This is a genomic window from Kutzneria kofuensis, from assembly GCF_014203355.1.
Classification (GTDB): domain Bacteria; phylum Actinomycetota; class Actinomycetes; order Mycobacteriales; family Pseudonocardiaceae; genus Kutzneria; species Kutzneria kofuensis.
In genome coordinates this window covers 99,798-121,827 of the sequence record NZ_JACHIR010000005.1, presented here as the reverse complement: position 1 = coordinate 121,827, position 22,030 = coordinate 99,798, and the positions used below count along the sequence as shown (strand labels likewise).

General features: G+C 70.0%; 13 protein-coding genes and 1 pseudogene. 6 read left to right on the top strand and 8 right to left on the bottom strand.

Annotated features, from left to right (window positions below; translation table 11 throughout):
- Positions 1-39 precede the first annotated feature (39 nt).
- Entirely contained in the window at positions 40-2,826 is a 2,787-nt protein-coding gene (locus tag BJ998_RS46205) for an AfsR/SARP family transcriptional regulator (RefSeq protein ID WP_184870561.1), read from the bottom strand.
- A gap of 474 nt (positions 2,827-3,300) precedes the next feature.
- On the opposite strand from BJ998_RS46205, the gene BJ998_RS46200 reads away from it, so the two are divergent.
- Positions 3,301-3,948: a LuxR C-terminal-related transcriptional regulator gene (locus BJ998_RS46200; protein ID WP_184870560.1), complete on the top strand. Its 648-nt coding sequence runs from the start codon at positions 3,301-3,303 to the stop codon at positions 3,946-3,948.
- A 48-nt stretch (positions 3,949-3,996) separates the two neighbouring features.
- On the opposite strand, the gene BJ998_RS46195 is transcribed toward BJ998_RS46200, so the two are convergent.
- Positions 3,997-4,581, bottom strand: coding sequence for a TetR/AcrR family transcriptional regulator (locus BJ998_RS46195; RefSeq protein WP_184870559.1), 585 nt, complete (start codon positions 4,579-4,581; stop codon positions 3,997-3,999).
- A gap of 109 nt (positions 4,582-4,690) precedes the next feature.
- Here BJ998_RS46195 and BJ998_RS46190 point away from each other — a divergent pair, with 109 nt between their 5' ends.
- Positions 4,691-5,215, top strand: a complete 525-nt coding sequence (locus BJ998_RS46190) for a dihydrofolate reductase family protein (protein WP_184870558.1) — start codon at positions 4,691-4,693, stop codon at positions 5,213-5,215.
- 83 nt (positions 5,216-5,298) lie between these two features.
- Here the strand turns inward: BJ998_RS46190 and BJ998_RS48400 are convergent, their stop codons facing one another.
- Together BJ998_RS48400 and BJ998_RS46185 are read right to left on the bottom strand one after the other, a co-directional pair.
- Positions 5,299-5,655 carry a cellulose binding domain-containing protein gene (locus tag BJ998_RS48400; RefSeq protein ID WP_246490267.1) on the bottom strand — a complete coding sequence of 119 codons (357 nt, stop codon included), beginning with the start codon at positions 5,653-5,655 and terminating at the stop codon, positions 5,299-5,301.
- A pseudogene (locus BJ998_RS46185) lies at positions 5,644-7,455 on the bottom strand (glycoside hydrolase family 3 protein); the annotation flags it as partial. The pseudogene BJ998_RS46185 and the gene BJ998_RS48400, both read right to left, overlap by 12 nt.
- Before the next feature lie 454 nt (positions 7,456-7,909).
- On the opposite strand from BJ998_RS46185, the gene BJ998_RS46180 reads away from it, so the two are divergent.
- Positions 7,910-10,582, top strand: coding sequence for a glycoside hydrolase family 9 protein (locus tag BJ998_RS46180; RefSeq protein ID WP_221339780.1), 2,673 nt, complete (start codon positions 7,910-7,912; stop codon positions 10,580-10,582).
- Positions 10,583-10,617: 35 nt separating this feature from the next.
- On the opposite strand, the gene BJ998_RS46175 is transcribed toward BJ998_RS46180, so the two are convergent.
- The 3 genes from BJ998_RS46175 to BJ998_RS46165 form a co-directional block, all read right to left on the bottom strand.
- The gene (locus BJ998_RS46175; protein ID WP_184870556.1) at positions 10,618-12,978 is read right to left on the bottom strand and encodes an ATP-binding protein; all 2,361 of its coding nucleotides are present in this window, start codon (positions 12,976-12,978) and stop codon (positions 10,618-10,620) included.
- A 301-nt stretch (positions 12,979-13,279) separates the two neighbouring features.
- Positions 13,280-16,087, bottom strand: coding sequence for an AfsR/SARP family transcriptional regulator (locus BJ998_RS46170; RefSeq protein WP_184870555.1), 2,808 nt, complete (start codon positions 16,085-16,087; stop codon positions 13,280-13,282).
- A gap of 301 nt (positions 16,088-16,388) precedes the next feature.
- A complete protein-coding gene (locus BJ998_RS46165; RefSeq protein WP_184870554.1) occupies positions 16,389-17,213 on the bottom strand; it encodes an alpha/beta fold hydrolase in 825 nt (274 codons plus the stop codon).
- A gap of 279 nt (positions 17,214-17,492) precedes the next feature.
- Between BJ998_RS46165 and BJ998_RS46160 the strand changes: the two genes are divergently transcribed.
- Both BJ998_RS46160 and BJ998_RS46155 read left to right on the top strand, forming a co-directional pair.
- Positions 17,493-18,056: a DUF4232 domain-containing protein gene (locus BJ998_RS46160; protein WP_184870553.1), complete on the top strand. Its 564-nt coding sequence runs from the start codon at positions 17,493-17,495 to the stop codon at positions 18,054-18,056.
- A gap of 88 nt (positions 18,057-18,144) precedes the next feature.
- Entirely contained in the window at positions 18,145-18,804 is a 660-nt protein-coding gene (locus BJ998_RS46155; protein WP_184870552.1) for an HAD family hydrolase, read from the top strand.
- On the opposite strand, the gene BJ998_RS46150 is transcribed toward BJ998_RS46155, so the two are convergent.
- Complete coding sequence (locus BJ998_RS46150) at positions 18,779-19,657, bottom strand: pentapeptide repeat-containing protein (protein ID WP_184870551.1); 879 nt, start codon at positions 19,655-19,657, stop codon at positions 18,779-18,781. The two genes, BJ998_RS46155 and BJ998_RS46150, sit on opposite strands and share 26 nt — an antisense overlap.
- 283 nt (positions 19,658-19,940) lie before the next feature.
- Here BJ998_RS46150 and BJ998_RS46145 point away from each other — a divergent pair, with 283 nt between their 5' ends.
- On the top strand, positions 19,941-21,845 hold the full coding sequence (locus tag BJ998_RS46145) for a sialidase/neuraminidase family protein (RefSeq protein WP_184870550.1): 1,905 nt from the start codon (positions 19,941-19,943) through the stop codon (positions 21,843-21,845).
- The last annotated feature ends 185 nt before the right edge of the window (positions 21,846-22,030 follow it).

The window sequence follows — 22,030 nt, the reverse complement described above, 5'->3', positions numbered from 1 at the left end:
CCAAGCCATTCGTTGGTTCTGCGGCGCCGGTCCGGGTTGCTACTCGTGGTCGAGTGCGTCGAGTTGCCGCCGCACGCGGTCGGCGTCCTCGTCGCGTCCCTGCTGCCGGTACAGCTCCAGGGCTTCCCGCCACACGGTGCGGGCCTGCTCGTGCTGGCCGAGGGCTGCATGGGGGTGCCCGAGGCCGTCGAGTGTGCCGGCGGCGTCGTAGGCGTGGCCCAGGCTGCGGAACAGGTCGAGGGCGTGCTGGTAGTGGTGGACGGCCTGGTGGTGGTGGCCGGTGTGGTGGTCGATGTAGCCCAGGGTGTCGAGGGTGCGCGCCTCGCCGTCAGGGTCGTTGTGGTGGTGCAGGGTGAGGGCGGCCAGACAGTGGGCGCGGGCGGTGGCGTACTCGCCCAAGCGGCCGGCGTACCAGCCCACCAGGTTGAGCGCATGCGCTTCCCCTACCGGCTGGTCGAAGGTGCGGTGGAGGTCCAGCGCCCGGGTGGCGTGGTCCAGGGCCCGTCGGTCGTCCCCGCGCCGCTCCCACGCGATTGCGAGCATTCGGTGGGTGTGAGCCTGTTCGGCGGGGCTGTGGTGGTGTTCGGCCAGGGCTAGGGCCCGGTGCAGGTGCTCGATCGCCTCCTCGTGGCGGCCCAGCTTGGCGTAGGCAACGCCGAGGCGCCGGCGGGCGAGAGTGCGGGTGGTGGGGTCGGGCAGGTGTTCGGCGGCGTCCAGCGCGAACCGCCACACGGCGAGCTGGTCGTGGAGGTGCCCCCGCCGAACGTGGAAGGTGGTCAGGGACCAGGCCAGCTGCCACACGGCGTGGTGCCGGGCGCGGGTGGTGGCGGTGCGCTGGGCGGCCAGCAGGTTGGTGTGCTCGCTGGCCAGCCAGGCCATCGCCGCCGGATCGTCGGGCAGTGGGTGAGGATGGGTGCCGGGGGCGGGCGGGTCGAGCCGGATGTCCGGTCGGTGGGGGTCCAGGCGGCGGGCGGCGGCATACGCGGTGTGGGTGTAGAAGTCGAGCAGCCGTCGCAGCGCCGCCTCCCGCACGTTCTCGGGGTGGTCGCGGTGGGCTTGGTCGGCGGCGTACAGGCCGATCAGGTCGTGCATTCGGTAGCGGCCCGGAACCTGTTGCTGGATCAGGGAAACCCGCTCCAAGTCCCGCAGCACCGCCCTGGCCCGGCCGGCGGGGAGAGCGGTGAGGCCGGCGACGGCGGGCAGGCTGATGTCCCAGCCGGGTGCGATGCCCAGCAGCCCGAACACCCGCGCCTGCTCCGTGGCGAGGGCGTGGTAGGACCAGGAGAGCACCGCGGGCAGACTGGCGGCCGGAGCGTCCTCGTCCAACACGATCAGGCGGGTGGCGGCATCACGCAACTCGGCGGCCAGTGTCGCCAGCGGAAAGTCCGGGTGGGTTTGGGCACGGCCGGCGACGATGGTCAGCGCCAACGGCAACCCGGCGCAGAAAGCCAACAACTCCGCGACCGCCTCCGGCTCGGCGGCCAACCGGTCACCGCCCAGACGGCGAGCGAGCAAGTCGCGGGCCGCCGGCTCGTCGAGAACGTCCAGGGCCAGCGGATGAGCGCCGTGGGTGGAGATCAGTCCGGTCAGCCGGTCGCGGCTGGTGACCACCACCGTGCAGGTGGGGCTGCCGGGCAGCAGCGGCGCGACCTGGGCGGCGTCGCGGGCGTTGTCCAGGAGGATCAGCATCTGTTTGCCGGCGACCAGGCTGCGGTACAACGCGGCCTGAGCATCCGGGTCGACCGGGTGCGCGTCGGGGGCAATGCCGAGAGCGTCCAGGAAACCACGCACCGCGGCCTCCGCCGGCATCGGCTGCCCGGTGGGGTCGAAGCCGCGCAGGTTAACGTACAGCTGCCCGTCGGGGAACCGGTCGAGATGCTGATAGGCCCAGTGCAGCGCCAGCCAGGTCTTGCCGATCCCACCGACCCCACCGATCGCTGAGATCACCACCGTCGCCGCCGACTCTGCGTCCAGGGCCTGGCTGAGCGCGGTGAGTTCGTCGGTCCGGCCGGTGAACCATCGTGGTGGTGCCGGCAGCTGGTGCGGCACCGGCGGCCGGTGTGAGCGGGCCGTGCCGTGTGTGGGGCTGGCCAGGTCGGGATCTGCGGTCAGGATTTGCTGGTGCAGGCTCTGCAGCGGCGCGCCGGGATCCGTGCCCAGTTCCTCGGCCAATCGCTGGCGGCTGTGGTGGTAGTGCTGCAGGGCGTCGGCCTGACGGCCACTGCGGTACAGGGCGAGCATCAGTTGACCGGCAACGCGTTCATCCAGTGGGTGTTGCGCGGCGAGGGTGGACAAGATCGGCAGCAGTTCCGCGTGCCGGCCACAGCGCAGTGCCGTGTCGATGCGGTCGAGTTCGACGGCCCTCCGCTCGGCGTCCAGGGTTGTCCGGAGGTTGACCAGCCAGGGGGTGTCCAGGTCGGTGAACGCCTCGGCCCGCCACAGGCCGAGGGCCTGCTCGAACAAGGCCAGGGCCTGCCGGTCGTCCTGGCTCGCGCGGGCTTTGGCGACCAAGTGGCGGAAGCGGTGCAGGTCCACCGCTGTCTCGTCGACGCTCAGGACGTAGCCACCCGAGCGGCGGGCGATCGTCACTCCGGTGGTGGCGAGGGTTTTCCGTAGACGGGACAGGTAGGTGTAGAGCACCGCACGGTGGCGTTGGGGCGGGTCGTGTCCCCACACCCGGTTCACCAACTGCTCGACCGGCAGAAGGTGATTGGCCTGCACCAGCAGCGTGGCCAGCACGCACCGCTGCTGGGCGGGCCCGAGGTCGACGGAGCGACCGCCGCTGACGGCCGTCACCGGGCCGAGCAATCGGAACTCCACCGCCATATGCGGCTCTTCAGGTGTCATGAACTCCCGTGTGTCCCAGGGCTCCCGGTCGTGGGCGCAGCGGTCCTGACGTGCCGAATCAAGGTTCTCGCCAAGGTGTGGTCAGGGGTGTCGGCGCATCGTGGTCCCTGCACGGCCCGACTGGCGGAGGGGATCGGTCGGGCCGTTGCGCCGACGTCACGACGGTGGTGCGGCACCCACTGATTGCTCCGGGTCGGAGGGGTCGCATGAAACATCGCAGTACTCGGTTCGCTGGTGAGGATCTGATCGAGCAAGGCTCTTCTTCCGGTGTACCCCCAGTTTCGCCGCATCGGTGGCGACAAGCTGACGCTGACGTCGACGCGCCGCCGAGGAGAGCCGTCAGGTGTTGGGCGTAGGTGCGCAACCTGGCAGTAGGGAGTGGTGCTGGTGAGCAGTTCCGGCTCTGCGGTCGGCGAGGAACTGAATGACGTCGGCGAAACATTCGGATCGTCCATGGTGACCGTCCTGCTGGCCGATGCCCATCCCGTGGCCCGCCGCCGTGTCCGGTCCACGTTGGAGCGGGCCGGTGGCTTCGTCATCGTCGGCGAGGCCACCACCGCCGCCGAGACGTTCGCCGAGACGGCGTGGCACCGGCCCGACGTGCTGGTGGTGGACCCGCACCAGTTCGGCCATCTCGACGTGGCCGACATGATCGGTCACGTGTCCCGGATCGCCCCGGGCACAAGGGTTCTGGTGGTCACGTCGGTGGACGACGACGCGTCGGTGCGGTCGGCGCTGCACGCCGGCGCGCGGGGTTACCTGGTCGCCGCGGACGCCGATGCCGACCAGGTGCTGCGCGGCGTGCAGGTGGTGGCCAACGGCGAGGTGATCGTCGGGCGGTCCGTCGCGGGTCGGCTGCCGGCGCTGTTCGGCCCGCTGGGCGGGCACGTGCCGTATCCGTTCCCGCAGTTGACCGCGCGGGAACAGCAGGTGCTGGAACGGATCGCGGCCGGCAAGTCGAATCTGGCGATCGCGCGTGACCTCGCGCTGGCGCCGAAGACGATCAGCAACCGGGTGTCCGCGGTGCTGGGCAAGCTGGGCGTCACCGATCGCGCGCAGGCCATCGTGTTGGCCCGGGACGCGGGCCTGGGACGCGGCTGACGCCTCGCCCCGGATCTGCCACGGTGCTGGCGCGCGGAGCGGGAGGCGCTACACCGGGTTGGGCCGCAACCCCTTGATGGTCGCGTCGATGACTGCGTGCACGTGGTCGACGCTCAGCGGGGCGGTGCGGAGCAGCATCCGGTAGTACAGCGGCGCGTAGAGGGCCTCCACGGCGGCGGCGATGTCGACGTCGGCGCGAATCTGCCCGTCCCGCTGGGCCTTCTCCAAGCGTTGCCGCCGCGGCCCCTCCGCGCGGTCGGCGAGCTGTTCGGCCAGACCGCGGGCCACCGCGTCGTCCGCTTGCGCCTCGGCGATCAGGCCGGTGTAGAAGCGGGCGAAATCCGATCGGAACAGGTCGGTGACCGCGGTCATCTGCGTCGTGAGGTCGGCCACCACGTCCCCGGTGTCCGGCATCTCGCTGACCGCGCCCACCGCGTCGATGAGCACGTCGAGCAGCAGCGCACCCTTGGACGGCCACCACCGGTAGATGGTCTGTTTGCCGACGCCGGCCCGGGCCGCGATGGCGTCGATGGTCACCTTCGCCGGGCCGCGATCCAGGGCCAGTTCGTAGGCGGCCTCGAGGATCGCCCGGTGCGACCGCTGGCTGCGACGCGCGGCGTTCGGCGGCTTCATGCCGCGATCCTACCCTCTGACGAGAAGAGACGTCTCGTCTTGACACTGGGCATGCGGGGGGAGCAGTCTCCTAGCGAGACGATACGAACCGTCTCGCTAGGAGTGTCTGATGCGAATCCTCGCCCGCCAGTGCGTGACCGCCGACGGCTACGTGACCACGCCGGACGGTTGGCCGCCCCAGGTGATCGACCCCGCGCACGGTCCCGGCAGCCACGGAATCCGGGAGTTCATCGCCGGCTGCGAAGCCGTGGTGATGGGCCGCACCACCTTCGAACCCGCGCTGACCGCCGACCGCTGGCCCTGGCCGGACCTGAAGGTGTTCGTGCTCGGCTCCCACCGAACGCCCGGAGCGCCGGACGACGTGGTCTTCGACAGCGACCCCGTCCGGCTGCTGGAGCGGCTGCGCGCCGACAACTCCGGCCGCGACGTCCACCTCGTCGGCGGCCCGAGCACCATCGAGACCTTCCGCGCGCTCGGCGCGGTGGACAGGCTGGAACTGGTGGTGCTGCCGTTCATGGTCGGCGCGGGGATGCGGCTGACGGAGTCGCTGGATCCCGCCACGACGTTGACCTACGAGAGCTCCCGGGGCCTGCCCGGTGGCTCGGTGGAGATCGTCTACTCGCTGCGCGCCTAACCTCGAACCCAGGAGGTCGAGCCGTGAGACGCCCGCTGCGGCCGGGCCGTGGCGCGCGGGGACCGGCGCGCCACGGCCTCGGGTCAGGAGCAGGTCACGATCGGGATCTCGGCGCTGCCGGTGCCGGTGAGCCCGAAGGTGACCGACGCGCCGGGCGCCACCGTGCCGTTCCAACTCGCATTGCGGACGGTGACGGCCGTCCCGGACTGGCTGTACATGCCGTTCCACACGTTGGTGACGGCCTGGCCGCTCGGCCACGTCCACGACACGGCCCACGCGCCCATCGGCGTGCTGCCCCGGTTGGTGACCTTCACCTCCGCCTGGAACCCGCCCTGCCACGTGCCGGTGATCGTGTAGTCCGCCGTGCACCCACTGCTGGGCGGGGGCGTGGTCGTCGTGGTTGTGGGCGGTGTGGTCGTGCCGCCGCCGGGGTAGGTCAGGCCGTAGCCCAGCGGGAACAACGGCGTCTGGCCGTCACCGTCGTTGATCGGCTCCTGCGAGGTGCTCCGCGGCCAGGTCATCGGCAGCTTCCCGGTCGGCGCGTAGTCACCGAACAGCACGTCCGCCACTCCGTTGCCCTCGGTTCCGGGCAGCCAGGCGGCGATCAGCGCGTTCCAGTTCGGCAGTTGCGCGGCGATGTCGAGCGGGCGGCCGGACACCAGCACCACGACCACCGGCACCCCGGACGCGCGAAGTCGCGTGAGCGTCGCCAGGTCCTCCTGGTCCAAGCCAAGCCCGCCGGGCCGGTCGCCCTGCCCCTCCGCGTACGGGGTCTCGCCGATGACCGCGACCGCGGCGGTGTAGCTGCCGTCGATGCCGCTGCCGTTGCGGTCGTAGGTGACCGAGCCGGAGCCGGCCACCGCGTTGCGGATGCCCTGGAGTACCGTGGTGCCGGGCGTGGTGTTTCCGCTGCCGCCCTGCCAGGTGATGGTCCAGCCGCCGCTCTGGTTGCCGATGTCGTTGGCGGACTTGCCGGCCACGAACACCTTCGCCGACTTGGCCAGCGGCAGGACCCCACCCGCGTTCTTCAGCAGCACCTGCGACTCCCGTACCGCCTGCCGGGCCAGCGCGCGGTGGTCGGCGGACCCGACCGTGGCGGTGTACGAGCGGTCGGTGTACGGGTGCTCGAACAGGCCGAGTTGGAACTTCTTGGTCAGGATGCGTCGGTTCGCGTCGTCGATCCGGGACCGCGCGATGTGCCCGTTGTTCACCTCGGCGCGCAGGATGTTGATGAAACCCTTGTAGTCGGTGGGCACCATGACCATGTCGATGCCGGCGTTGACGGCGGCGTCGACGTCGGCGGCGGAGAACCCGGACTGGCCGTCGATCTGGTCGATGCCGGCCCAGTCGGACACGACGAATCCGCTGAAGCCCAGCTCTCCCTTGAGCACGTCGGTGATGAGGTAGTGGTTGCCGTGCATCTTGACGCCGTTCCAACTGCTGTAGGAGATCATCACCGCGCCGACGCCCCGGTCCACGGCTGCCTTGAACGGCGGCAGGTGGATGGCGCGCAGGTCCGCTTCGGACAGTTGGGTGTTCCCCTCGTTGACACCGCCGGTCGTGCCGCCGTCGCCCACGTAGTGCTTGGCGGTCGCCAACACCGACGCGGGGCCGCCCAGCGTGGTGCCCTGGAGGCCGGTGATGATGGACGTCATGGCGCTCGGGATGCTCGGCACCTCGCCGAACGACTCGTAGGTCCGCCCCCACCGGTCGTCGCGTGCCACACACAGGCAGGGCGCGAAGTCCCAGTCGATGCCGGTGCCGGACACCTCCTCGGCGGTGGCCCGGCCGATCCGCTGCACGAGGTCGGCGTCGCGGGTCGCGCCCAGGCCGATGTTGTGCGGGAAGATCGTCGCGCCGTACACGTTGTTGTGCCCGTGCACGGCGTCCACCCCGTAGATCATCGGGATGCCCAGCGGGGTGGACAGCGCGGTCCGCTGGAAGCTGTCGTACATGTCGGCCCAGGACTGGGCGGTGTTCGGGCTGGGCGCGGAACCGCCGCCGGACAGCACCGAGCCGAGCCGGTAGGTGGCGAGGTCGCTCTGCGGGTTCAGCGCGCTGCGCTCAGCCTGGGTCATCTGGCCGATCTCGTCGTCGAGCGTCATCCGGGACATCAGGTCGTTCACCCGGTCGGCGACCGGCAGTGACGGATCCTGGTAGGGCAGGCCGCCGGTCGGCAGCGTCACCGTCACCGGAGCGGGGTGGCCGGCGGCCACGGTGACGGTGACGGTGATCGACACGGTGGCGAGCGCGGCGGCGGCCAGCGCGAGCAGGGCGCGGGGCGGACGTCGGGTCACGGGCACACCTCCGGGTGGCGCGGAACATTCGGCTGCCGGGCTTCGTCATCACGCCGCGAGCGTCGGCCGCGCGAAACGGTGTGACGGGCACGCCGCGACGCGAGAACCAACTCGGCTGGGTGACCTCGGGGGAGCAGGGTGGGCCGCCCGGACGGCTACAGGATCTCTGGGAGCGCTTCCAGTCTGGCCACTGTAACGCGCTCCATCCGTTGTGTGAATAGCGTGTTCCGCGGCTCGTGTCGTGCTCCCCGCCGCGCTATTACAACGGATGGCCCTGCGCGACACCGCCGAACCGCCTATCGGCGGCGCTGATGCTTTACACGTCCCGATCCCACTCCCTACCTTCTCGTTCTGGAAGCGCTCCCAGAGCTGAGGAGGCGGAGTGCACGCTTCAACGATGAAGGCGGTGCCCCGAGCGCTCGTGGCGCTGCTCGTGCTCGGTCTGACGGTGGTGATCCCCGGGCTGTCCCCGACCGTCCGCGCCGCCACCGGCAAGTTCAACTACGCCGAGGCCCTCCAGAAGGCCGTCTGGTTCTACGACGCGCAGCGCTCCGGTGTGCTGCCCGCCGACAACCGCGTCTCCTGGCGGGGCCCGTCCGCCCTCGACGACGGCAAGGACGTCGGCGTGGACCTCACCGGCGGTTTCTACGACGCCGGCGACCACGTCAAGTTCGGCCTGCCGTTCGAGTTCAGCATGACCATGCTCGCCTGGGGCGCGCTGGAGAACCGCGCCGCCTACCAGGGTTCCGGCCAGTGGCAGTACCTGCTCTCGAACCTGCGCTGGGGCGACGACTGGCTGATCAAGGCGCACCCGCAGCCCAACGTGCTCTACGGCCAGGTCGGCAAGGGCGACGACGACCACAAGTGGTGGGGCCCGGCCGAGACGATGGCCATGGCCCGGCCCGCCTACCGCATCGACACCTCCTGCCCCGGTTCCGATCTCGCCGGCGAGGCCGCCGCGCAGATGGCCGCCAGCTCGCTGGTGTTCCAGGCCGGCGATCCCGCCTACGCGGCCACCCTGCTCACCCACGCCAAGCAGCTCTACTCGTTCGCCGACAACTACCGCGGCGTCTACTCCGACTGCATCACCGACGCCCAGAACTTCTACAAGTCCTGGAGTGGCTACCAGGACGAGCTGGTGTGGGGCGCGATCTGGCTCTACAAGGCCACCGGTGACACCAGCTACCTGACCAAGGCGCGCGCCGCGTACGAGAAGCTGTCCACCGAGCCGCAGACCACCACCCGCTCCTACCGCTGGACGCTGGCCTGGGACGACAAGTCCTACGGCGCGTACGTCCTGCTCGCCCAGCTCACCGGCGACGCCGAGTACGTGGCCGACGCCGACCGCTGGCTCGACTGGTGGACCACCGGCGTCAACGGCCAGCACGTGCCCTACTCGCCGGGCGGCGAGGCCGTGCTCGACCAGTGGGGCTCGCTGCGGTACGCCGCCAACACCGCGTTCGTCGCCCTCACCTACTCGGACTGGCTGCGGACCACCGATCCCGCCCGCGCCACCACCTATCACGACTTCGCAGTGCGGCAGATCAACTACGCGCTCGGTGACAACCCACGTGGCGCGAGCTTCGAGGTCGGGTTCGGCGTCAATCCGCCCCGTAACCCGCACCACCGCACGGCGCACGGTTCGTGGGACGACAACATCCTCGATCCCACGGTGAGCCGACACATCCTGTACGGCGCGCTCGTCGGCGGCCCCACCTCGACCAACGACGCGTACACCGACGACCGCACCAACTACACCATGAACGAGGTGGCGCTCGACTACAACGCCGGCTTCACCGGCGCGCTGGCCCGGCTGTACGGCGAGTACGGCGGCACCCCGCTGGCCGGCTTCCCGCCGAAGGAAACCCCGGACGGGCCGGAGATCCTGGCGCAGGGCGCACTCAACCAGCCCGACGGCAGCACGTTCACCGAGGTCAAGGCCTACGTGATCAACAAGTCGGCGTGGCCGGCGCGCACGTTCACCGGCTCGCTGCGCTACTACTTCACGCTCGACGGCGGCACCACGTCCAGCCAGATCTCGGTCACCTCCGCGTACAACCAGTGCGATTCGCCGACCTTGCACCAGTTCTCCGGCCCGGTGTACTACGTCGAGGTGGCGTGCTCCGGCGGCGTCGCCCCCGGCGGCCAGTCCCGCTATCGCAAGGAGGTGCAGTTCCGGATCACCAGCACCGGCACCTGGGACCCCAGCAACGACTGGTCGCACACCGGTCTCGCCCCGAGTGGGACCTCGCCCGTGGACGACCCGCAGCTCGTGCTCGCGCAGGGCTCCGCGGTGCTGTGGGGCAGCCAACCTGGACAGTCCACAGTAGACACCATTCCGCCGACCGCGCCCACGGGAGTCGCCGCCACCCCGGGCAGCACCAGCGTCAGCCTCACCTGGATCGCCGCCACCGACAACGTCGGCGTCGCCGGCTACGACGTGCTCAACTCGGCGGGCGCGACGATCGGCAGCACCACGAGCACCAGCTACCAGGTCACCGGCCTCACCCCCGGCACTCCGTACACCTTCTCGGTGCGCGCCCGCGACGCCGCCGGCAACCTGTCACCGGCCAGCAGTCCGGTGTCGGTGACCACCACGACCAGCGGCGGCAACCCCGGCTCCGGCTCGCTCGCCGTGCAGCAGCGCGGCGGCAGCGGCGCCACCGACAACCAGATTCGCACCGGCCTCCAGATCGTCAACCGGGGCAGCACGGCCGTCGCCCTCAACAGCGTCACCGCGCGCTACTGGTTCACGGGCGACGCCACCAATCCGAGCTACCAGATCTGGTGCGACTACGCGGTTCTCGGCTGCGGGAACGTCACCCTGCGCGTCGTGAAGCTCAGTACGCCGCGCCCGGGGGCCGACGCCTACGTCGAGATCAGCTTCAGCGGCGGCACCCTCGCCGCCGGCGCCAGCACCGGCGAGATCCAGGTGCGGGTCGCCAAGGCCGACTGGTCCGCCTTCAACCAGACCGACGACTACAGCTACCGCACGGCGGCGTCGTTCACCGACCTCGCCACCGCGACCGCCTACCAGTCCGGCACCCTCAGTTGGGGCACCGAGCCCTGACCCCTCAGGGATCTCGCGCCAACACCAGCATCGCGTCAGCTGGTCCGCCGGCGCTCGGAGACCCAGGCGGCGACCTGGGTGCGGGAGGTGAGACCGAGCTTGACCAGGACGCGTTCGACGTGGCCTTCGGCGGTGCGTTGGGCGATGACCAGCCTGTTGGCGATGTCCCGGTTGGACAGTCCCTGGGCGATGAGCGCGGCGACCTCCCGTTCGCGTCGGGTCAACGACACCCACGGCTGGTCGTCCCGCCCGGGCGTCCCTTTGCGGGGGTGTGGTGCGGCGTTGTCGCCCAGCACGCAGTCGAGCTCCTGGCGCGGATCGAGCGCAGTGCCCTCGTGTGCGGTGGCGTAGGCGGCTTCGCCGAGGGCCGCGCGGGCGGCGGCCGCGCTCTTCTCGTGGTATTCGATCAGGGGTTTGAGTCCCATCAGCGGGAGGCCCACCAGCGGCCACAGCCGCTCCAGCACGCCGAACAGCCGGGCGGCCTGGTGGTGGTCGCCGGTAGCGGTCAGCGCCCACGCCAGGAAATCCCCGGCCATGCCGAGCCCGAACAGGTCGTCCAGTTCCCGCTTGATCGCGATGCTCTCGCGCAGCGGTGGAATCGCCCGCTCGGGGTCGCCGCGGCGCCACAGCGCCAGGCCGAGCAACACCAACCCCCACGAGTAGGTCCAGTGAGCGCTGTGTTGCCGGGCGAGCGCCACGCACTCCTCGGCGTAACCGACCGCTTGGTCGACCTCGCCCTGCAGCGACGCCACCAAGCTCAGCTTCGTCAGGACCTTCACCGCCGGGCTGGTGAGCTCGCCGAGGGCACGGTGCCGCTCCCATGACTGCTCACACAGCATGCGCGCCTGCGTCAACTTCCCCTTGAGCAGCGCACACAGCCCAGCCACCTGCAGGCCGTAGGCCTCCAACCGCGCGTCACCCAAGCGCTCGGCCAACCGCTGGCACCGCTCGGCGTTGGCCTCCGCGGCGGTCAGATCCCCCTGATGCGAGGCGGCCCACCCGGAGACCCACAACGCCACCCCGAGGGCCGGGGTCGGCTCAGGCGCCAGCGCCGCCAACCGGTCGAGCCACTGTCGACCCTCGCCCAGCAATCCGCCGGGCACCCAGAAACACCACAGCGCCCCGGCTGTCCGCAGCCCCGCCTGGGCGCTGTCCGGGTCGGACAGGCAGAACTCCAACGCCGCCCGGACGTTGTCGTGCTCGCTGCGCAGCCGGACCATCCACGTCCGCTCGTCGGGGCCGAACCAGCTGGCCGCGGCCTGCTCGGCCAACCGCAGGAACCAGTCGCGGTGACGGCCGTGCACCCGGCTGTCCTCACCGGCCGCACACAGCTTCTCCACGCCGTGCCGCCGCAGGATGTCGAGCATGCGATAGCGGGTTCGCTGCCCGCGCGGGTCATCGCATCGCGCCAGGATCGACTTGTCCACCAGCCCCGCCACCAGGTCGACGATGTCGGCGCGCGCGATCCCGTCGCCGCAGCAGACCTCCTCCACCGCCTCGAGGTCACACCCGCCGGCGAACACCGCCACGCGGGCCCACAGCAGCCGTTCCTGCGGCGAGCACAGCTCGTAGCTCCAGTCCACCGCCGCCCGCAGCGTCTGGTGGCGGGCGACCACACCCCGTCTGGGCGCCGTGAGCAGGTGGAACCGGTTGTCCAGCCGCTCCAGCACCTGCCGCACCGACAGCGCACGGAGCTGGACCGCCGCGAGTTCGATGGCGAGCGGGATGCCGTCCAGTCGTCGGCAGAGCCGGACCACTGATGCCGCGTTCTCCGGTGTGATGGCGAAGTCGGGGTGGACCGCCGTAGCGCGCTCGGTCAGCAGGCTGACCGCCTCGTAACGGTGGAGTTCGTCTGGTCGGGGTGTCAGGTCGGGTTTCGGCAGGGACAACGGCGGCACAGTGAAAAGATGCTCGCCGCTGATACCCAGTCGTTGGCGGCTGGTGGTCAGTATCCGCAGTTCGGGGGCGTTGGCCAACAGCGTGGCGACGAGGTCGGCGCATGCCTCGGCCAGGTGTTCACAGTTGTCCAGCACCAGCAGGATCTGCTTGTCCCGCAGGTAGTCCAGCACCACCTCGGTCGGGGATCGGGGCGGCCACTCCCGCATCCCGAAGGCGATCGTATTGTCCTGCATCCCTACTGTCGCGGCCACCGCGTGCGCCACCAGGGCCGGGTCCTGCAGCGTCGCCAGCTCCACCAGCCACACGCCGTTCCGGAACGCCCGCCGCACCTCGGCGGCGAGCCGCAGCGCCAACCGCGTCTTGCCCACCCCACCGACACCGGTCAACGTCAGTAACCGGGTCCGGGTCAGGAGGTTCCGCGCAGTGCGTAACTCCTGCCGACGCCCTACGAAACTCGAGACGTCAGTCGGCAAGTTGTCCCTCACCGCAGGCGTCATACCAAGACCGCTCACGTCGCCCGTTTCACCTAGCAGATACCTGAACAGCGAGGAGGCGATTATGGCAACCGCTGTGTTCCGCCGTAAGGGTGCGGGTCGGCGAGTTTTCGCCACCTGTCATCCCAACGCCAGAAGACGGAGAAAAGAATCGCTTTGACACCTGGGCTCTGGAACTGAGCCTGCATCGGCCGACGATTGCGCGGGTGGTCACGGGCAGCCGCGAGGTTCGATCAACCGGCAGCTTGTCCGCGCTCCGTACCGGGTCGGGATCCGACGGGTTGCCCGGCCCGGCCGCGTGCGCTTATGGGGCCGGCGTGCGCTCGGCCAGCCGTGCGCGGAGGACGTCGGCGTCGGGGTGGTGCAGGTCGTCGAGGATGGGCAGCGCCTGCTGCCAGGAACGGTGCGCGGCGTGGAAGTCGCCCGCGTCCTGGTAGGTCTCGCCGAGACGGATGAGTGTGTCGGCCTGTGGATGGCGCGCGCCCAACTTCTGGTACAGCTCCAGTGCGTTGTGGTAGCAGACGACGGCCCGCTGGTGCTCGCCGAGATTGTGGTGGGCGCAGCCGAGGCTGTCCCAGGTGTCGGCTTCGCCGTGCCTGCTGCCGACCGCTCGGTGCAGCTCAAGCGCCTGGGCGCAGTAACGCAGCGCTTCGGCGTGCTGGCCCAGTTGGGTCTGCATCCAGCCGATCGCGTTGAGTGCGTCCGCCTGGCCCGCCCGGTGGCCAGCCGCGTGGAACAACGCGTAGGCCGCCTTGCCCTGTTCCAGTGCCTCCGGGTTGGCGCCCTGCGCGTAGGACACGATGCCGAGGGTGTTGTAGCTGCGTGCCTGCCCGACCAGGTCGCCGAGCCGCTCGTCCAGGTCGAGCGCGCGGCACAAGCTGGCCCGCGCGTCCGCATAACGACCGAGCCGGATGTACACCCGGCCCAGTTCACGTAGGGACCATGCCTGCCCGTGCGGTTCACCTGCGCGTTCAGCTGCGGCGATCGCGACGAGTTGGCTGGTGACCATCTGTGTCCAGTGCCCGGCGCGGATGCAGAAACTGGCCACGCTCCAGGCGAGTTGCCAGGCGTGGGTGTCGAAGCCGGCATCGGCGGCGCGTTCGATGGCGGCCGGAAACACCTGGCGCTCGGCCGTGAACCACTGCCATGCCTGCTCGTCGTCGGCGAGTTCGTCGACGCAGGCCCCTGGCTGGGATTCGACCAGGGACAGCCGGTCGTTGGGTGGGTTGAGCAGCAGCGTCGCGGCGTGCGCGGTGTGAAGGTAGTGATCGAGCATGCGGTGCATGGCGGCGTGGCGCGTCTGCTCGTCCTCGTCCTCGCGTGCCTTCCCTGCCGAGTACGCCCGCAGCAGGTCGTGGTAGGCGAATCGGCCGGCGCTGTGCTCGGTGAGCAACTGCGCTCTCGTCAGCTCGGACAGCGCCGCGTGGGCCTGATCGCGTTCGGTTCCGACGAGGCTGGCGGCGGCGGACACCGATATGACCGGGCCGGGGTGCAGGCTCAGCAGCCGGAACATTCGTGCTGCCGCGGCGCTCAGCGTCCGGTAGGACCAGGAGAACACCGCACTGAGATCGACGCTGGCATCACCGATGTCCAGGGCGCGCAGGCGATCGCGGACATCGCGTAGCTGCTTGGCCAGCTCGGCCAGCGACAGGGTGGGAGCGAGTGTGACTCGCGCGGCGACGATGGTCAGCGCCAGTGGCAGGTGTGCGCACAACTCGATCAGGTCGCTGACGGCGTGCGGTTCGACGGCCAGCCGTTCCGGGCCCAGCCTGCTCGCCAGCAGGTCATAGGCTTCGGCGGTGGTCATCAGGTCCAGGGGGACAGCGCGCGCCCCCGCGCTGACGATCAGACCGCCGAGGGGGTCACGACTGGTGATGACGGTCAGGCACTGGGCCGAGCCGGGCAGCAGCGGCCGGACCTGGTCGGTGTCGCGGGCATTGTCCAACACCACGAGTATCCGCCGGTCGGCCAGCTGGGATCGGTAGAGCGCCGCCTGCTCGGCCAGGCCGGCCGGTATCCGTTGGGCCGGCACTCCGAGCGCGTCGAGGAAACCCCGGATCGCGTCGGCGGGTTGGACCGGCTGACCGCTGGGGTCGAAACCCCGGAGGTTCACGTAGAGCTGCCCATCGGAAAACCGGTCCGCGACCTGGTGCGACCAGTGCACGGCGAGAGCCGTCTTGCCGACGCCCGCGGTGCCGTTGATCGCCGAGATCACCACGGTGTCGTTCCGATCCAGCAAGCCGGTGAGTTCCTTGAGCTGGGACGCCCGTCCGGTGAAGCCGGCCACCGCACAGGGCAGCTGCCGGGGGACCGCGACGCTCGTCCGGGTGGCGGATCGCGGAGCCGGTGCCGGAGGCGAGATCGGTGCGGTCGGGGTCGCATCGTTGCGCAGGATCGCCACGTGCAGTTGTTGCAGCTCCGCACCGGGTGCCAGCGCGAGATCGTCGGCCAGCCGTTCGTGGGTGCGCCGGTAGACCTCCAGTGCCTCGGTGGTGCGCCCCGACCGGTGCAGGGCCAGCATGAGCTGGCCGACCAGCCGTTCCCGCAGCGGATGTTCGGCGACCAGTATCGTCAACTCGGCCACCAGGGCCGCGTGTCCGCCGGTGGCCAGTTCCCAGTCGAAGCCGTCCTCCAGCGCACTGAGGCGGCGCTCCTCCAGCCGCGTCGCCTGCGCCGCGAGCCCCGGCGTGACTCCGCTCAGCGCCGGGCCCCGCCACAGCCGAAGCGCCTCCCGCGCCGCTCTGGCCGCAGCCTCCGGGTCCGTGACCGAGAGTTGCCGGGCACCGGCCACCGACGAGTCGAAAACACCGACGTCAACCTGGTCAGGCTCGGCATTCAGCATGTAGTCGCCCGATCTGGTGGTGATCGCGTCACCGAGCGTGCCACGCAGGCGGGACACCAGCTTGATCACCTGACGGCGCGCCGACGGCGGCGAATCCTCTTCCCACACCGCGTCGACGAGCGCGCTGACGGACACCACGCGCCCCGGACACAGCGCCAGCGCGGCCAGCACGGAACGCTGGTGCCGGCTGGAAATCGCCAGCCGCTCCGGTCCGCGCCAGACCTCCACCGGCCCCAACAGCCGAAACTCCAGACGATCGGCGACGCCCAACGCTCCCCCTCGTTGCGCATACCTGAGCCTCCCCCTGCGCCGGCGATCCGAACAGGTGCCGAAGACAACCGTCCGCAACGAAACCGGCGATCAGCAGGAGCGGTTGATCGGCAACCAGATATGATCCATCCGGGTGAATCTGGTGACGCCTGTGCCGCGCTGTGACGGCCCCCTTCCCGCCACAGCGTCACCGCCCATGTGACGAATCGATCTTATGACGATCGAGTGTCCCCGTCTCGGGCTCGGGCTGAGAAGTCCCGCGACGGAGCGCCCGGGTGTCGGTCCCGGCAAAGGGGGGCGCTCAATGGTTGCGGAGGAAGGCCAGCAGGTCGGCGTTGACCTGATCCTGAAGCGTGGCGGTGAGGCCGTGCGGCGCGCCGGGGTAGTAGATCTCCTGGGCGCCGGCGATGAGCCGAGCCGACCTGCGGGCCGAGTCCTGGACGGGGACGATCTGGTCGTCCTCGCCGTGCATGACGAGCGTCGGCACGTCGATCCTGCGCAGATCGTCGGTGAAGTCCGTCTCGGAGAAGGCCTTGACGCTCTCGTAGGCGTTGATGGCGCCGGCCTGCATGCTCCACAGCCAGAACTGGTCCAGGATCCCCTGGGAGACCTCCGCGCCTGGTCGGTTCGCGCCGTAGAACTTGATCGCGAGCTCCCGGTAGAACTGGGAGCGGTCGCCGGCCACGCCAGCGCGCAGGCTGTCGAAGACCTCCATCGGCAGGCCTTCGGGGTTCACGTCGGACTTCAGCATGATCGGCGGGACCGCGGCGATCAGCGCCGCCTTGGCGACCCGCCCGGTCCCGTGCCGCCCGATGTACCGCGTGACCTCCCCGCCGCCGGTGGAGTGCCCGACCAGCGCGACGTCGTGCAGGTCGAGCGTGTCGACCACGGCCGCGAGGTCGTCGGCATAGCCGTCCATGTCGTTCCCGAACGAGACCTGGCTGGACCGGCCGTGACCGCGCCGGTCGTGGGCGATGACGCGGTAGCCCCGTTGCGCCAGGAACAGCAGCTGGCCGTCCCAGGCATCGGCGTTCAGCGGCCAGCCGTGCGAGAACACCACGGTCGGGCCTTCGCCCCAGTCCTTGTAGTAGATCTCGACGCCGTCCTTGGTGGTGATCGCGCTCACGGGATTGGTCTCCTCTCCGCAGCAGCGGCATCGCGGTGTGCGCGGTTCGACACCGCCTCGTACTTCCGGACCCACCCAGGGTTGGATGTATCGACAGATCCAGCCGGTGGCAATATGGCGGTCGAATATTCGCGGTGGCGAGTACTCGCCATTGGCGTTGTTCGTCACCGGTACGCGTTGCGCTGGCGGCGTCCGGTCGCCGTGCGTGGCCCGTGCCGCCGGTTCGAGTTCGAGGCATAACGCGGTCATCGGCCCGGTGATCATGGCAGAGTCGACCAGGTGAAGCTCCGCCACCTTTTCCTGCTCGGCACGGGCGTACTCCTCGTGGGCTGCTCAGCACCCGCGCCGACGCCCCAGCCCACAACGACCACTACCACCACGGCGGAGCCGCCGCACGGGCCGCTGATCTCCCTGGGCGCGACCGACGCGGCAACGGGACTGCGGGTGGTCCCGATCCGACTCGCCAACTGCGGCAGCGCCCCCTTGACCGTGAACGGCTACCCGGCCCTGCGGGTGCTCGACGACGACCACCAGCCCATCGACGTCAAGGTGGACAACGGCGCCGACTCGGTGGCGCTGGTGCCGAGCCTGCAGCACCCGCCGACCACGTTCACCCTGGAGCCGGGGCAGCAGGCCGAAGCCGCCGTGCTGTGGAAGAACACCGTGACCGACTCGACCGTGGTCGCCACGAGCGGCACGTACTTCGACGTCGCTCCGGCGAGCGGCCAACCCTGGCAGACCCGCAAGCCCGACGGCCCGATCGACCTCGGCAACACCGGCAAGCTCGGGGTCAGCCCCTGGACGGCCAGCTCCGACAAGGGCAAGTGTCAGGCGTCTGAGTAGACCGAGGGTGGCTTCCCGCAGCGGCCTGGCTGGCCCCTCTACCGTTCCAAAGCCACAAACGCGGCCGCGAGGCTGGCATGCTGACGGGGTGATCGACGTTCTGGGAAACGGGTCCGCGCCGCGGCTCGTCGTGTTCGACCTCGACGGCACGCTGTACCCGAGGGAGGCGTACGCCGAGCAGGTGCTCGCAGTGATCGGTCGGATGTTCGTGGAGCTGCGCGGTGCCACGCCGGACCAGGCCGGGGCGAAGGTGGCCGAGCTGCGCGAGGCGATGCGGACGAACTGGTCCGGAACGTCGACGACGTCGTTCGTGCGGGCCAACGGTTTCGACGTCGGGCAGTGGCTCGGCTACCGGGAGACGCATCTGTCCATTGCGGACGGACTGGAGCCGGACGAGAACGTGGAGCGGGAGCTGGCGCGGTTGCGTGAGGTGGTGCCGATCGCGTTGCTCACCAACAACACCAGGGCGTCGATGAAGGCCATTCTGGACAAGGTCGGGGTCGGTGGCTTCACCGAGGTGTTCAGCGCCGAGGACACCGGGCACACGCCGAAGCCCGATCCGGGCGCCTTCCGTGTGGTGCTCGACCGGTTCGGGGTCGCGGCGGGCGACGTGTGGAGTGTCGGGGACCGGGTGGACATCGACATCGACCCGCTGCGCAGGCTCGGCGGGTCGGGTATCGCTGTGGACGGGCCCGCCGATCTGGGCGCGGCGGTCGACCACCTCATCGGGCTGGCGCGTCCGGCCTGATCGTTCCGTCGGGCGCGACGTGGAAGCCGGGGATCTCCAGCACAGCCTTGTGGTTGGTCAGTTTCGCGCCGGTGAACCACCATGGGCCGGATGAGCGGGCGCCCGCGAACAACACGTCGCCGTCGAAGGTTGCGCCGGTGAAGCGAACTGTGCCCTGGAAGTCCGCCTCGGCGAAGCGGGCTTCGCCCTGGAAGCGCGCGTCGGTGAACCGGGCGATGCCGATGAAGGTGGCGGACGGACAGTTCAGTCCGCCGGAGAAGACGCACTGGCGGGCGTTGAAGTCGACCAGCGTGGCTCCGGTGAGGTCGAGGGTGATCTGCCAGAACTCCGGCTCGGCGCGCAGGTGGGTGGTGAGGATCTTGCCCGCGGCCCGGCGGACGTGCAGCTCCTGCTGCGTCTCCAGGTCGGGGCCGCTGCGGTCCCACGGCATGCGCAGGTAGGCGCTGATGACGTCGGCGACCACCTGGCGCTGGTGAGGGTTCTCCTGCGCGAGGCGTTCCAACGCGTAGAGGCCCGCGACGCGCACCTGCGCCAGCGGAGAGCCAAGGTGTTCGGTGGCCTTGACGTAGAGGTCGGTGAGGCGGCGTTCGTCGGCGTCACGGGTCGTGACGACGGCGACCACCTCCTGGTGCCACTGCCTGCGGACCGCGAGGAACAGCACGATGCTGCCGCCGCCGGCGAGTCCGACGGTGAAGCCGGTTTTGATCGCCTCCATGCGCCGGCCGGGGTCGTCGCCCGCCTCGTGCAGCAGCCAGACGAGCACCGCGGCGGTGAGCACGACCACCAGGATCGCGCACAAGACGATCACCCACCGCCGGAGCGGTCGCAAGACCACCTGCTGTCTGGTGCTCATGGCGGTTGATTCTGTCGTGCGCAGGGCCCCGTGGGTATCCGTGACCGGGGTAGGCACGGTGCGGTGGTTGGCAAGAAGCGACGCGGCTGCAGTCGTTGCTCTTGCCGGGCTGGTCATCGTGATCGCTTTCCGTCTTGGCCGTTCGCCGCGAATCCACAATTGACGACATCAGGGTCTGGGCCGGATGGATTATTGCCGGGCTGTCGGGTGCGGAACTAGTTTCGGGTGATTTCTGCGCGACCAGGGGCAGAAATCGTGGGCACCTACGGATGAAGGAGTCCGCATGCACAGAGTTAGACGCACCCTGTCACTGATTGCGACCGTCGCGCTCGCCGCCGCGGGACTGGGCGTTGTGGCGATGCCCGACGCCGCCGCGACACCGTTCGGCTACGCGAGCCTGAACCCGATCCAGCGCCACCATGTGTCCGGCCTGCTCGCCAGCGTCCTCAACGCCGCGGACCCCGCCGGCCATGCCCGGACCCTGGCGCCCCGCGACGTGCGCCGGGCGACGCCGCCCGCGTCCTGCGCGAACCGTTTCGGCGACAACGTGAAGGTCAACCAGAACTGCCTCAACATCGGCGACACCGACCTGCAAGGTCGAGGCCAGGCGCAGAACGAGAGCTGGCTGTCCGCGGATCCGAACAACGCCTCCCACTTGGTGGCCAGCTACAACGACTACCGTCGCGGCGACGGCAACTGTGGCGTGTCGTACTCGCTGGACGGCGGCAGCACCTGGGCCGATTCGACCGTGCCCGACGGTTTCACCCGCGGCACCGCGTTCGGCGGCGCCGCGCGCCAGTACTGGCAGGCCGGCGGCGACACCTCCACAGCATGGGACACCAAGGGCAACGCCTACCTGTCCTGCCAGGTTTTCAACCGCGGCGCGGGCACGTCGGCCAGCCCCGACCAGTCCAGCGCGTTCTACGTGTTCCGCTCGACCGGCACCAACGGCGCCTCGTTCAACTTCACCGGCAGGCCCGTCGCCGAGCACGACGACACCGTCGGCGCCGGGGATTTCCTGCTGGACAAGCAACTGATCACCGTCGACAACCATCCCGACAGCCCGTTCGCCGACCGCGTCTACGTCACGTGGACCACGTTTGCCGCCGACGGCACCGGCTACATCTACGAGTCGCACTCGGCCGACTACGGCGAAACGTTCTCGGCCCCTGTGTTGGTGAGCACGACGAGCTCCTTGTGCGACAACACCTTAGGCCTGCCGACGCCGGGCGGCACCTGCAACCAGAACCAGGACTCCCAGCCGTTCACCGGCCCCGACGGCGCGTTGTACGTGGTGTTCAACAACTTCAACAACGCGGTCACCGGCAGCGAGAACCGCAGCCAGGTGCTGTTGGCCCGATCCACCGACGGCGGCCAGAGCTTCTCCGCGCCGGTGCGGGTCGGCTACTTCTACGAGCTGCCCGACTGCGCCGCCTACCAGAACGGCCAGGACGCCGGGCGCGCCTGCGTGCCGGAGAAGGGCCCGTCGGCGAACTCGATCTTCCGCGCCAGCAACTACCCGATCGGCGCGGTCGACCCCACCCACGCCAACCGGGTGGTGGTCACCTATGGGTCGTACATCAACCGGAACTCCAACGAGAGCAACGGATGCACCCCCGCCGGCCTCTCGGCGGCGACCGGCGGCAACCTGTACACCGGTGTGAAGGACGGCAGCTGCAACAACGACATCCTGCTGTCCACTTCCACGAACTTCGGCGCCGGCTTCACCGGCGGCAGCGCCGACCCCCGTGCGCTCGCTGTCGTCACCACGGCCGCGGGGCAGGCGCGCAGTGACCAGTTCTGGCAGGCAGCCGCATTCTCCCCCAACGGGATTCTCGCCGTCAGCTACTACGACCGGCAGTACGGGGCCGACGAGAACATCGGCTATTCCGACATCACCGCCTCGACCAGCACTGACCTGGCCGCCTTCCGGCACACGCGGGCGACGTCCACCAGCATGCCGCCGCCGACCCAGTTCAGTGGCACCTTCATGGGCGACTACACGGGAGTCGCGGTCACGCCGAGGACCGTCTACCCGATCTGGTCGGACACCCGGCCCGTGGACCAGTTCCTCTGTCCCGGTACGGGCACCCCGACCACCCCGCCGGCGGTGTGCGAGGGTGGGGCCGCCAACGCCTCGGTCGCCAACGACCAGGACACCTACACCACAGGAACCTCACTCCGTTAGCGCCTGGTCATCGGTAGGGCCGCGCCGCGCGGCCCTACCGATGGCTCACGCTGCCGTCCGTTGGTCAGCCGGCCGTTGGGCAGACGGGCTCGATGCCGGCGCGGAGCCTACCCGTCGAGGAGGTCGGTGTCGTCGGCGTGCTGCACGACGGCGCTGGCCTGCGGCAGGGCCTGTCGGAACGACGG